We start from the raw sequence: 12,653 nt of genomic DNA, 5'->3' as shown, positions 1-12,653 counted from the left end.
AAATGACTTCATGAATATAACTTCATTAATACATTGTACAAAGTACATTAATACAAAAAATTATGGCAAAAGAAATAAAATTCGATATTGAATCTAGAGACGCTTTAAAAAGAGGGGTTGATGCATTGGCTAATGCAGTAAAAGTAACGTTAGGACCAAAAGGTAGAAATGTAGTGATTGAGAAATCTTTCGGTGCACCTCACGTAACTAAGGACGGTGTTTCTGTAGCAAAAGAAATCGAACTTGAAGACAGAGTAGAAAATATGGGAGCGCAGATGGTAAAAGAAGTTGCTTCCAAAACTAATGATATCGCAGGAGACGGTACTACTACCGCTACTGTTTTAGCACAGGCTATCGTAAGAGAAGGTCTTAAGAATGTAGCTGCCGGTGCAAACCCAATGGATTTAAAAAGAGGAATCGACAAAGCAGTAACTGCTGTGGTTGCTAATCTTAAAGAGCAGTCTAAGCAAGTTGGAGATTCTACAGAAATGGTGAAGCAAGTAGCTTCTGTTTCTGCTAACAATGACGAAACTATCGGATCTTTGATCGCTGAAGCTTTCGGAAAAGTTGGTAAAGAAGGTGTTATCACTGTAGAAGAAGCTAAAGGTATCGATACAACAGTAGATGTTGTAGAAGGTATGCAGTTTGACAGAGGATACCAGTCACCTTATTTCGTGACTAACCCTGAAAAAATGTTAGTTGAACTTGAAAACCCATACATTCTTTTAGTAGAGAAAAAAATCTCTTCCATGAAAGAATTACTTCCAGTTCTTGAACCAATCGCACAAAGCGGAAAATCTTTATTAATTATTTCTGAAGAAGTTGAAGGTGAAGCTTTAGCAACTTTAGTAGTAAACAAGTTAAGAGGTTCTCTTAAAATTGCTGCGGTTAAAGCTCCAGGATTTGGAGACAGAAGAAAAGCTATGTTGGAAGATATCGCTATCTTAACAGGTGGACAGGTTATTTCTGAAGAGCAAGGTTTCACCATGGAAAACGTATCATTAGATATGTTGGGAACTGCTGAGAAAGTATCTATTGATAAAGATAATACTACGGTTGTAAACGGTGGTGGTGACGAAAGCAAGATCAAAGGCAGAGTAAGCCAGATCAAAGCTCAAATGGAAACTACTACTTCTGATTATGACAGAGAAAAATTACAGGAGAGATTAGCTAAATTAGCTGGTGGTGTTGCAGTATTATACGTAGGTGCAGCTTCTGAAGTTGAAATGAAAGAGAAAAAAGACAGAGTAGATGATGCGTTGAACGCTACGAGAGCAGCTGTTGAAGAAGGTATCGTTGCAGGTGGTGGTGTTGCTTTTGTAAGAGCGATCTCTGCTTTAGAAAATCTTCAAGGTATTAATGCTGACGAAACTACAGGAATTAGAATCGTGAAAAGAGCTATCGAAGAGCCATTAAGACAAATCGTTGCCAACGCAGGAGGTGAAGGTTCTGTAATCGTTGCTAAAGTAGCAGAAGGAAGCGGAGATTTCGGATACAATGCGAAAACTGACGAGTATGTAAACATGCTTGAAGCAGGAATCATTGACCCTACGAAAGTAACAAGAGTTGCCCTTGAAAATGCAGCTTCTGTTTCTGGAATGCTTCTTACTACTGAGTGCGTAATCACTGAAATTAAAAGCACTGAACCTGCTATGCCAATGGGAGGTGGAATGCCGGGAATGATGTAACAGCGTGTCGCTGAGACCATTTAATATATAAACCGCTTTGCTTTTGCAGGGCGGTTTTTTTGTTTGGAATAATAAAACGAAGTTAATAAAACAGCAAATCAAGAAAAGTTACCGGAGATTGAGTTCAACAGTCGCGAATTTTGTGGTGAATTCATCTTTACGTTTCGCAAGAAGCTTTATCTTTAGCCCCAAATAAAAACTATCGAAGTTCGCAGCTGCATAAGCGGTAGCACGTTGTACTCTATTTTCAAGTGTCAGAAATAACGGTTCAACATTTTCTGGCAATTTTGGAGAACAACAACGAAAAAAAAACTAATAACAAACTAAAACCATGACTTTCATTAAAACAATTTCTACATTTTTAATTACTCTTTTATTTGTCACAACAACTTTTGGACAAGAATCTAAACATAAAACTAAAATCCTGTTAATCGGGACCATTCACTTCGAAACGCCACATTTAGATACGTTTGAATTAAAGACTGACGATTTTTTAGCTCCGAAAAGACAAAAGGAACTGGAAGAACTGACCGAAATTTTAAAACGAACAAATGCTGATAAAGTGATGATAGAAAAACCATTGAATCAACAAAAGCAAATTGACAGTTTATATAATGCGTATTCCCAAAACAAGTACACATTAACCGTTTCTGAACGAGAGCAAATTGGTTTTAGATTAGCTAAAAAATTAAATTTAAAACAGATCAATTGTGTAGATATTTTTTATGGAATGAAACATGACAGTTTGGTTTCTGTAACGGCTAAAGAAAAAAATCAGTTATATATATTAAATGAATTAGGGACTACTGCGAATAATTTTATGGGTGAAATAGATCGTGTAACAAAACAAAATTCAATCACCGGAATACTGAAGTATATCAACACAAAAGAACTTTTGCAGAAAAATTTATCATTGTACTTAAAATATTATGCAAAAATTGGTGCTGGCGACAATTATATTGGTGCAGAGTCAGTTTCTGATTGGTATTTGAGGAATTTAGCAATTTACTCTAATATAATAACACAAATAAATGCCAATGACAAATACGTTATCCTCATATTTGGACAAGGACATATTCCTATATTAAAACACCTGCTGCAAAATAATGACGACTTTGAAGTGGTTGAATTAAATACCGTCTTAAAATAAACGGTTACCAACAGCTAACGGTCAGCGACCGAGGCAATTTAATACACTAACCGCTTTGCTTTTGCAAGGCGGTTTTTTTTTGTTTTTTGAATTCCCATAAAAACTACACAAATGGGTAATTGACAGGTGACGGTGTATTTTACATCTTTGATATCATAAAAATAGCGGACAAGCTGAACACCGTATTACAAAGTAGGCAAAAAAAATTATAAAAAAATGTGTACTTACAAAAATCAAAATTACAGCGAAGGGTCTATTACTAAATTTGATGATGGACATTATTATCAATGCTTTGACGGATCTTGGAGACTCTATCAATTGAAAAAATCTGACAAAGTTAAATTAGTTTCTAAACAGGCAATAGAAGAAAAAAAAGACAAGACATTCAAATACACCTATTTATGTGAATTCTCTAATGATAATTTAAGAAATATTACAGTAATTTCAACAAATGACACCGAAGCGCACATACTTGCAATTCAAGAATTTGAAACAATTTGTAATGACATTCAAAAGACAGAAAAGCTAATAGAAACTCTTCAAATTCCTACAAGAGAAATGACGGAAGAAATTATGCAAATTCCAAATATCCCAACAGAAATAAATGGTGAAAGAATGAACTATACAAACTATTCATTTTATGACGATATTTATTGGAGCGATGATAAACTTTATGGTAAATGGTCGCAAACATTAGCAGGAGTTTGTTCGGGCAACACAATATCCGGTTTTTTTTATAGAATTCAAATTATCTCTAATCCAGATATTATTGACAGTTGCAGTGGGCATTATGTAGCAAAAATAGAAAATCAAGCATAAAAAATGGCCATCAACAAGGTATTGCTTATGTAAGGTAGAATGCAAGGAATGGTATAACAGCTTGTCGCTGAGACCATTTAATATATTAACTGCTTTGCTTTTGCAATGCGGTTTTTTATTATATTTGATAGATAACTATAACCCATGAAAAACAACTTTCTTTCTAACGTATTTATTTGGCTGTTATTAATAGCTTTACCAGAAATGGTATTTTCACAATCGGCTGACTTTACCATTCAGGATGTAAAGTTTGAAAGTCAGGGTATCACTCTTGCAGGCTCCATTTTACAACCTAAAAAACCGTTTGCAGCAGTGGTCATTGTTCACGGATCTGATCCAGTAAAAAGAGAAATGGAATTCGCAAAACGTCTTGCCAAAGAAGGCATTGCTGTATTCACCTATGACAAACGCGGAGTTGGAGAATCTGGTGGTGTCTATGTAGGACCCTCTGTGGGCACCAATAATATCGACACTGCTAATCTTACTTTATTGGCTCAGGATGCCAATGCAGCTGCAGAAACATTTCAGACCTATCTGAAAGATAAAAAAATACCCATTGGATTAGTCGGATTTAGCCAGGCAGGATGGATCATCCCGATGGCGGCAAGCAAAAATCCACAAATTAAATTTATGGTTTTATTTAGTGGACCTACCATTACCACGCTGGAACAACTTCGATTTCAGTTTTATACCAATGGAAACAATAGTTTTTGGGAAAATCATACAGAAGCAGATGCCATTGAACATACCAAAAATGATCCGGACAAATATCAATTTGCAGCCACTGACCCAAAAACCTATCTGAACACCCTTTCAATTCCCGGACTTTGGCTTTTTGGTGAAAAAGACATACAGATTCCAGTAAAGTTATGTATAGAACAATTGAACACCCTTACAGCACAAGGAAAACCTTTCGAATATACTTCTTTTTCTAAACTGGGGCACAATACTTCTTCCAGCAATGATCCAGCCCCTGTTGATACCGCTGTACAATGGATAAAGCAGAAAGCATTGAATAGTAAAAAATCTATATCTTCAAAATAAAAACCAAAATAACATTAGCGCAATTGTATATATTGTATATTGGCGCAATGTGTAAATTTGGATGTTATATGATGTGCTAAAACCAAAATCGCAAATGAAACGAAACTTCTTAATTATTCTATCAATTTTATTTGTTCAATTCTCGTTTGGACAAAATGCAGATCAATTAAATAATCAGTCAAAAGAATTAATTCAGCAAGGAAAGTATAATGAAGCTTTTCCTATTTTAAAAAAATCAGCCGAATTAGGCAATTCAGAAGCTCAATATAACTTTGGATACTTTTTGCAAAGTGGAACAACCGGAATTAAAGATGTAAGAGAAGCAATTAAATGGTATGAAAAATCGTCAGACAATGGCTTTAATAATGGACATTATGCAATGATGATGGCTTATGGAAATGGCGAAGGAGTTGAACAGAATTCTGAAAAAGCATTTGAATACGCTTTAAAATGTGCGAATAATGACGATACAACTTGTATGCGGAATGTTATAAATTGCTATTTAACTGGAAATGGTGTAAAAGCCGATAATTCGAAATTTAAAGAATGGATTATAAGACTTGCAAAATTGCCAAATCCTGAAAACTTAGCATTAAGTGGAAATATTACTTCTGCACGATTAGAAATTGCAAAATTTTATAAAAAAGGAGAACATTTTGAACAAAATAGTTATCAAAGTTATTTATGGTACTTAATATATAATGAATCAAAAGTTGATTTTAGTATTTTAAAACAGGAGGACGTTATCAAAGAAATTAAGGAAATAGAAAAAACCTTAACAAAGGAACAGATAAATAATGCACCGAAAGATGCTGAGAAAATACTCGGACGTAAATTGGTTAATATCAGCGAATTGTATAAAAATTCACTTTAAAAAAGCATATCATATAACAGCAGTTTGGCAATATGGCGGGTTTCGTGCTTGTATATTTGTGCAAGGTTTAAAGGTCATAATTCTATTGAACTTTTGTGCTAAATTTCCACCACATCGCAAAGTCCCGAAACGTTACCAGCAAGCGTATCACGACACTCACCGAAACAAAAAACATAACACAACAAATGATTTCAACCAAAGAACTAAATTTACCTGACAGACAAAAATTACAGACAATTTGTAAAGCAATTTCTGTTTTAGACGCAATTCTTTCGCAAGAATGGGAATATCGTTATTATTCTTACAACAATAAATGGGCAGACAAGGAAGAATTTTGCGAAATGCGAAATGGTTCTGGCGACCAAATGCTAATTTTATTTAGACAAGATGGCTGTGTAATAAATGGATTTGCCCACGAATATCAACAGCAAGAAAAGGAGAAATTAACAAAAGATTTGCCTTCTATTTTTAACGAATTTATTTTCGGAGAACCTGTAAAAACAATTGGAACCACATTTTGCATTTGGACAACGGAAGCGAAAAATTGGAAAACTGGACAAATCGAAAATTACGAAGATAATTCTGAGAAAATGTTGAATATTTTTGACGGAAATCCACAAACTTACATTGATTGGGCAACAGAATATTTTGAAGAAAGTTTTATAGAAAGTGGAATTCCATTGGAAACTGTGACAGAAATTTATAAAGGAAAAACACTGGCAAAAGAAATGGTTTTGACAATCGTTGAGGAACTTGAAGATTGGGAACAACTTGAAACTGACCTAAACGAAATTGGTTATCCGTATGACTTTAACTAACCGAAAAAATGCCAGCTGGTAACAAGGATTTCGCAATAGTGGGGCAAAACTGCAAAGTTCAACGACAGTTTTCTTCTATTGAACTTTTGTGCAAAAAAAAATTGTGCTTCCCTCACTACCGCACAATTGTATCGTTGCTTTGGCTTTTAGATTTATAGTATTAGATTATTTAATTTATAATACTATAACCACACGAAAGGATTCGGGGGAACAAAAGGATAATTCTTTAATACCCTTTTTAAATTTCAAAAATGATGTAGTCAATAAAAATAAACACCTATGATAGAAAATCTAAAAAAAAGTGAAACTCAACTAGCAATTTCTAAAATTCAACATTTAGAGGGAATCAATTTTAAGTACAAAGAAGATAATGGTTCAGTATATATGTTTAATTTTATAGGAAATACTTTTAAAATACTTTTTGATCCTATCCCAGATAAAAATATTAGAGAACGTGAAAAACTAAATAATTTAATTAGATGGAACACAGAAATAACAATTAAGATAATTCACCTAAGAAATACTTTTATTTATCTATCTGCTTACCTTAATAGATTTAAAAAATCTAATTTATCTAAAGACCAACAACATTACCGCTATTTTTCAGAAATTATCTCATACTATTTTATATCAATTAGAGATAATATCTTACAACTTATAAATTCCTATATAGATTCTCCAATCAAAGAAGAGTATAAAGTTTCTCTTGAAAAGCTAATAAAAAATCTTAATGATGAAGAATTTTTAAAGATTATAAATAATTTTGAATACAAAACAAAAAGATTTAGAGAAGAAATACGAAATGGATTTACACACAAAACAAATCCATTTAATCATTATTATTTAACTACCATTGATAATGATGATAATTTGGGAATTAATTACACAAATACTATTGAGGATGAAGAATTTTATAAAGAATTATTATGTAATCTTGAGCACCTAAGTAATTATATTGACTCACTGAGAGAAAAAATGCAATAAATATATTTTAACTGTGACTTCGTATGCAAAGTCTCCTTCTTTTGAACTAATAAAAAAAAATACATCCTCGTTACAGCACGATTGTATCGTATGACTTAGCTTTTAAATTATATTATTAGAATGTTTAATTTATTATACTTAAACCACACGAAAGGATTTGTACGGTAGCGGAGAGTAGTCTTTTATTCAAAAACGAAGTATCATTACTATTTTCAGATTTCAAATTTATTCCTTAATTTAGTGTAATGAGAAAAAATATCGGACCATTTTTATTATAATTAAACTAGAAGTTTTTCAAAGTTTACTTCACCATTTTTTTTCATTTGCTATAAGCATCCTCAAAAAAGCACTAACAAATGAGTAATATTTTTGATTTCTTAAAATCAATTAATGATTTGTCTGAAAGAGCAAAATCATTAAATGCACTATCTTCATCATTACATATTCAAATGAGTGAAATGACAAAACTTTCAAATATTAATATTCAACCCAATGTTTTGGCTGCATTAATGCCAATTTCAAAATTAATTACAAACAATAGTTTTCAGAATAGTTTAATTAATGTTAATAAAATTAGTGATAGTATAAATATTGCCACGATATCTATTACACAGGTATTTCATAACTTTGATTTTCAAAAAACCAATCAATCATTTACAATATCCGATTCTACTTTAAGTGCTCTTTCAAAATTAGCAAAACAACAAGAGGACATCAATAAAAATTTATTTGGATCTTTAAGTTCTATCAATTCTATTTCTATTGCAGCTAGCGAAATAAATAAAATCAAGAATCTTAATATTGCATTTACAAGTCTTTCTAGTGAAATTGCAAAAATAGCATCATTAAATCAAAATTGGAATATTATTGAAGATTTTGAGGACTTAACAACAGATGCTATATTTCTATCTGATCAATTAGTAGGAGAACATAATGAAGTAAATATTGAAAGTTTTTCAATTAGATTTAATTTTTTTCTTAAATCAGTTGAAGAATTCTATCAAAAAAACAAAGAAGCTGGGATTATAATGCTTTTTGTTATTGATGTTATATTAAGATTTGCAGGACTTCATCAATATTATGATTTCATAAAAGATAAGCCTGAATCTGCAACTAAAATTGAAACTACAGAACTTAAAAACACACAAACAGTTATTATAAGTACCCTTGAAGAAGTTAAGAAGCAAATTAGTAAAAAAAATAAAGTTTCATATACAAATAAAAAATGTTATATAAAATTAAAGCCGAACTCAAGAGCCATTGTTATTAATGAATTACCAAAAAAGTATGAGATTATTATACTTAAAACACAACCTACTTGGGTATTAATTAATTTTTTTGACCCAAATGATGGTTTACCTCAAACAGGTTGGATTAACGCAGAAGATATTAAATAATATGGTTATTACTAATATTATATTGTCGATTACTCAAAATATCAGCTACTGAAAGTCTACTAATTTTAAGTCAATAAAAAAAATCCCAACTCTTGTCAGGATTTATTCTTCTATTTTATATTTTTCTATGTCGAAGTCAAAATCAAATAGTTCCTTAGGAGGAATTTTAAATGCTGAAGCCATTTTAAGAATGGTTTCAATCGTCGGATTTCCTTTACCATTTTCATATTTGTTATAATTACTGGAATCGAAAACCGAATTTTGTGCAACGGCATCCATAGAAGTATATTTTTCCTTTCTTATCTCTTTGAGATGTTCAGAAAAACTTTGCATATACAATTTTAAAACGTCTTTGCTATCCATTAATTTATAATTAGTAGCAATTTTAGAATTTCAATCAAATATTTCATGGTAATATATTACCATATATCAGAAAATTTATTATATTTGTCAATAGATTACATCTGAAGATGTAATTTTGCGATACTTCAACGAAATATAGAAGCTATTGCTTAGAGTCTTGTAATAGAAAACTGGTAATTTTTAATGCAACAAGATGATAAGTATGAAGCTCACGACCTAGGCGTGGGCTCTCTTATCTGTTGCACGGTATACCAGTACCTCTATTACAGATATTGTAGAGTCCCATGCCGTTTTTTATTTTATGCAGTTCTGCTTTTCTACAATTATCTTTTCCTAAGCCAGCTTTACCACATACAGTATCATGATATATTACAATGGGGTGTACAATCCATTGCGGCTTTCGGGCTTTTATAAAAACACAAATTCTATCATATTTTTTGGTAAGAATATACAATGCTGCACCAGGCTGTATGGCGTGCTTACTGTCATTCAGAATGTAACGAAGTGAAATGAAGAATCTAATCATGAACGAGATTCCTCCTTCCTCGGAATGACAGGAGATGTAAAATTGTATACAATACCCTTTATTTTTTGTCTTGTATGGGCAGGAAGTTCAGCATTGCCCGGACTTCCTCCTTTACAGGCAGTAAACATTTAGTAGAAAAATATAAACCATTAAGGAAATGAAGAGATTAAGACGAGTTAAGCTCCATCAAAGATGGATGAAGCAAGCTCGCTGAATACAATAGCTTCAGCTATAATCTTAATGATTCTTATACCCTTAAAAGTTCTTAATGGTTAAGTAAAACAGTTACATAAAAAAATATAAACCATTAAGGAAAATGAAGAGATTAAGGTAAGTTAAGTTTAAAAGCTCTTAACGGTTAAGAAAAAACATTGTACATCACATGTATTCTGTCACCTATAAAAACATACACACCCATGAAAAAAATTAAAACAGACTTTGAAACCCGTCTTTGGGCAGACAGCAGAAAACGCTCCGGACTCCAGCTGATGGAAACCTTTTTTCAGCTCAATGAACTGGCCGCCTCTAAAAAGACATTACACAACATTATGAATTACGCGGTAAAAAGGAATAGCTGGATCAAAGAAGATCCGTCCGTTATCTTTCACTTTCGGCAGTCGATGCAGTCGTTTGTCCATGCAGGTTACCTCATCACGCTGAAGGAAAAGAAATGGCCCGTTAATACTCAGTTGCAAGAGGTCTCTCCGTTGGTTCTTGGCTTACTTTCCGAGAAAGAATACCAAAATCCGATGTTGGTCTTTAAAAAAGCATTCAAAGAATACAGCATCAAGGAATTTGATTATTTTATGTCCGGAATGGTTTACTTTTCTCTGGGAATCTATGACCATCTCCCGGAAAGGAATATCGTGAATCCCTACATCCATCTGATTAAAATGCTGGATGCAGCGCACCTTATTCTTGAAAGGAGAGGAAAAAAATAAACTCCTTGCTGCCGTGCAATTGTATCGTGTGGTAGCGGAGGGGTTTTGCAGCGCAGTTTTTTTTAAAATCATGGTTTTTACGTAAGAAAATAGTATAATTTAGTTTACTGATTTACAAATAGGTAGATGAAATTAAAACAACATTAGCGCAATTGTATATAGTGTATACTGGCGCAATGCGTAAATTTGGATGTTGCCCTTCATTGTAGAACTACCGTAACCATAGACAAATCAAGAATTAATGACAGAGAAATTTCCCACAATAAATAGCACACTTTCATCAAATGAACTTGCCAAACTTATTCGACAAAAATATGGACTAAGCGATAAAACGGAATGTAGCATATTTAGACTTGCTATGAACCATTTATACATTGTTTACGATGACGAAAACAAATACGTTTTTAGAGTTTACACACATAATTGGCGGACAAAATTAGAAATTAAAGAAGAGTTAAGACTTTTACTTCACTTAAAAGAAACTGACCGACAAGTTGCGTATCCAATTGCTGACAAATCGAATCAATACATCCAAGAAATTGAAGCATCAGAAGGAACAAGGTTTGGCGTTTTATTTTCGTATGCCAAAGGCGCAAAGACAGCAAAATTCTCACAACAAACAAGTTTTCTTATTGGACAAGCATTAGCAAAAGTTCATCAATCCACAGGAGGTTTTGAACTCAATAGAGTGTCTTACAATAGCCAAAACTTGCTTATAAAACCTGTTTCAAGAACAAAAGAATTCTTTAATAAAAATATCAGCGAAATTGAATTTTTAGAAAAACTGTCTGCTTTTTTAACTCTGAAAATCGATAATATTGACCAGCAGAAAATGAGATATGGAAGTGTTCATCTTGATGTTTGGTTTGACAATTTGCATATTGACGATGAAAAGGAAATAACATTTTTTGACTTTGATTTTTGTGGCAACGGTTATTTATGTTTTGACATTTCTTATTTTCTATTTCAGTTGCTTGCAACTAATTTAAACGAAGAAGAATACCAAGTAAAAGCAGAAAGTTTTTTAAAAGGTTACGAAGCTGTAACTGAAATTAGTAACGAAGAAAAACAGTTTTTACCGTTTGCCTGTTTAGCAATTATGACCTATTACATTAGTGTTCAGTGCGACAGATTTGACTATTGGACCAATATTTTCCTGAATGAAGACCATTTAAAAAGAATGGTTGGAAATTTAAAACGATGGATTTCATACAACAAAATTGAAATAGAATAATAAAAACTGTATCTATACTAAACACCAGCTGCAAAATCACTCAAAAATAACATGATAATGAAATCCAGAATTTTCTATGTCTTTATCTTACTAATATTTTATAGTTGTTCAGTAAATAAATATAGCAATGTTCCTGTACAAGATGAAATTGATCTTTCCCTTAAAAGTTTCACTGAAATTAAAAAAGAAGAAATAGGTAAAAAATCAAAAGATATCACGCTTGGATATTTTTGGGGAATTGGAGAAGATATTTATCCAACTTTTGAAAAGCATACATTTGAAATTCCTAAATCTTATCAAAGAAATGAGAATAACTTCATTCTTAAAGTAGATTATTTTTTCACAAAAGGTGACCGAACCAAATTCAAGTTTTATGAATGGAATGAAAATGGAAAAATTGAAGTGGCTCATAGTTTGTTTGACGAAAAATTTTATGAAATCAAAAAATATATAACTCAAAAGCTTGGAAAACCATACCTGGAAGTATATGAAGATTTAGAAAAATCCAAAGAAGAAACAGTAAGAGATGATATAAAATGGCAAAGTAAAAATTTGAATGCTTATTTATTTCGTTTTAGAAGAAAAGGTGGATTCGATCAAATACGTTTAGCAATTTACTGCGATTAAAGAGACTGTACTGAACAAGACGTTGGAAAGCAAAGTTTTTTGCAAAAAATATCTTTATGTTTGGAACCTTGAAAAAGCCAACCGAAAAAAATTCACTTACACTTTTTTCCTATATTTGAACTTCGATGTTCTATTGATATCCGGGGCTAAAAACAATCCCGGATTTTCAACAGAAAATCAAGGAAACC

At 32.1% G+C, this 12,653-nt stretch carries 11 protein-coding genes and 1 pseudogene; 11 read left to right on the top strand and 1 reads right to left on the bottom strand.

Features of this window, described 5'->3' with window-relative positions:
* The first annotated feature begins 62 nt into the window (after nucleotides 1-62).
* From groL to SB679_RS14215, 8 genes and pseudogenes are all read left to right on the top strand, one after another.
* On the top strand, nucleotides 63-1,688 hold the full coding sequence (gene groL, locus SB679_RS14250) for a chaperonin GroEL (protein WP_410702959.1): 1,626 nt from the start codon (nucleotides 63-65) through the stop codon (nucleotides 1,686-1,688).
* A 331-nt stretch (nucleotides 1,689-2,019) separates the two neighbouring features.
* Nucleotides 2,020-2,838, top strand: a complete 819-nt coding sequence (locus SB679_RS14245; RefSeq protein ID WP_410702958.1) for a DUF5694 domain-containing protein — start codon at nucleotides 2,020-2,022, stop codon at nucleotides 2,836-2,838.
* Nucleotides 2,839-3,051: 213 nt separating this feature from the next.
* Nucleotides 3,052-3,657, top strand: a pseudogene (locus SB679_RS14240) (hypothetical protein); the annotation flags it as partial.
* Nucleotides 3,658-3,801: 144 nt separating this feature from the next.
* Nucleotides 3,802-4,701 (top strand): alpha/beta hydrolase family protein, encoded by a 900-nt coding sequence (locus SB679_RS14235; RefSeq protein ID WP_410702957.1) that lies wholly within the window; start codon nucleotides 3,802-3,804, stop codon nucleotides 4,699-4,701.
* A gap of 94 nt (nucleotides 4,702-4,795) precedes the next feature.
* Nucleotides 4,796-5,575, top strand: coding sequence for a tetratricopeptide repeat protein (locus SB679_RS14230; protein ID WP_410702956.1), 780 nt, complete (start codon nucleotides 4,796-4,798; stop codon nucleotides 5,573-5,575).
* Between the two features lie 185 nt (nucleotides 5,576-5,760).
* Complete coding sequence (locus SB679_RS14225; protein ID WP_410702955.1) at nucleotides 5,761-6,393, top strand: hypothetical protein; 633 nt, start codon at nucleotides 5,761-5,763, stop codon at nucleotides 6,391-6,393.
* Between the two features lie 279 nt (nucleotides 6,394-6,672).
* On the top strand, nucleotides 6,673-7,377 hold the full coding sequence (locus tag SB679_RS14220) for a hypothetical protein (RefSeq protein ID WP_410702954.1): 705 nt from the start codon (nucleotides 6,673-6,675) through the stop codon (nucleotides 7,375-7,377).
* 356 nt (nucleotides 7,378-7,733) lie between these two features.
* Nucleotides 7,734-8,774, top strand: a complete 1,041-nt coding sequence (locus SB679_RS14215; protein ID WP_410702953.1) for a hypothetical protein — start codon at nucleotides 7,734-7,736, stop codon at nucleotides 8,772-8,774.
* A 102-nt stretch (nucleotides 8,775-8,876) separates the two neighbouring features.
* Here the strand turns inward: SB679_RS14215 and SB679_RS14210 are convergent, their stop codons facing one another.
* Complete coding sequence (locus tag SB679_RS14210) at nucleotides 8,877-9,137, bottom strand: helix-turn-helix domain-containing protein (protein ID WP_410702952.1); 261 nt, start codon at nucleotides 9,135-9,137, stop codon at nucleotides 8,877-8,879.
* A gap of 942 nt (nucleotides 9,138-10,079) precedes the next feature.
* Between SB679_RS14210 and SB679_RS14205 the strand changes: the two genes are divergently transcribed.
* The 3 genes from SB679_RS14205 (at nucleotide 10,080) to SB679_RS14195 (ending at nucleotide 12,465) form a co-directional block, all read left to right on the top strand.
* Nucleotides 10,080-10,604, top strand: a complete 525-nt coding sequence (locus tag SB679_RS14205; protein WP_410702951.1) for a hypothetical protein — start codon at nucleotides 10,080-10,082, stop codon at nucleotides 10,602-10,604.
* A gap of 241 nt (nucleotides 10,605-10,845) precedes the next feature.
* The gene (locus tag SB679_RS14200) at nucleotides 10,846-11,838 is read left to right on the top strand and encodes a phosphotransferase (RefSeq protein ID WP_410702950.1); all 993 of its coding nucleotides are present in this window, start codon (nucleotides 10,846-10,848) and stop codon (nucleotides 11,836-11,838) included.
* Nucleotides 11,839-11,895: 57 nt separating this feature from the next.
* The gene (locus SB679_RS14195) at nucleotides 11,896-12,465 is read left to right on the top strand and encodes a hypothetical protein (protein ID WP_410702949.1); all 570 of its coding nucleotides are present in this window, start codon (nucleotides 11,896-11,898) and stop codon (nucleotides 12,463-12,465) included.
* Nucleotides 12,466-12,653 lie beyond the last annotated feature (188 nt).

Origin of the sequence: Chryseobacterium sp. SIMBA_029 (genome assembly GCF_046535275.1) — a bacterium.
GTDB lineage: Bacteria > Bacteroidota > Bacteroidia > Flavobacteriales > Weeksellaceae > Chryseobacterium.
The sequence above is the reverse complement of the archived record's forward strand: the minus strand, read 5'-3'. Positions and strand labels throughout refer to the sequence as shown.

Bases quoted from the DNA above. Each gene is read 5' to 3' on its own strand.
- SB679_RS14230 (WP_410702956.1), top strand. From the start codon at position 4,796: ATGAAACGAAACTTCTTAATTATTCTATCAATTTTATTTGTTCAATTC.
- SB679_RS14245 (WP_410702958.1), top strand. From the start codon at position 2,020: ATGACTTTCATTAAAACAATTTCTACATTTTTAATTACTCTTTTATTT.
- SB679_RS14220 (WP_410702954.1), top strand. From the start codon at position 6,673: ATGATAGAAAATCTAAAAAAAAGTGAAACTCAACTAGCAATTTCTAAA.
- groL (WP_410702959.1), top strand. From the start codon at position 63: ATGGCAAAAGAAATAAAATTCGATATTGAATCTAGAGACGCTTTAAAA.
- SB679_RS14200 (WP_410702950.1), top strand. From the start codon at position 10,846: ATGACAGAGAAATTTCCCACAATAAATAGCACACTTTCATCAAATGAA.
- SB679_RS14205 (WP_410702951.1), top strand. From the start codon at position 10,080: ATGAAAAAAATTAAAACAGACTTTGAAACCCGTCTTTGGGCAGACAGC.
- SB679_RS14215 (WP_410702953.1), top strand. From the start codon at position 7,734: ATGAGTAATATTTTTGATTTCTTAAAATCAATTAATGATTTGTCTGAA.
- SB679_RS14235 (WP_410702957.1), top strand. From the start codon at position 3,802: ATGAAAAACAACTTTCTTTCTAACGTATTTATTTGGCTGTTATTAATA.
- SB679_RS14225 (WP_410702955.1), top strand. From the start codon at position 5,761: ATGATTTCAACCAAAGAACTAAATTTACCTGACAGACAAAAATTACAG.
- SB679_RS14195 (WP_410702949.1), top strand. From the start codon at position 11,896: ATGAAATCCAGAATTTTCTATGTCTTTATCTTACTAATATTTTATAGT.
- SB679_RS14210 (WP_410702952.1), bottom strand. From the start codon at position 9,137: ATGGATAGCAAAGACGTTTTAAAATTGTATATGCAAAGTTTTTCTGAA.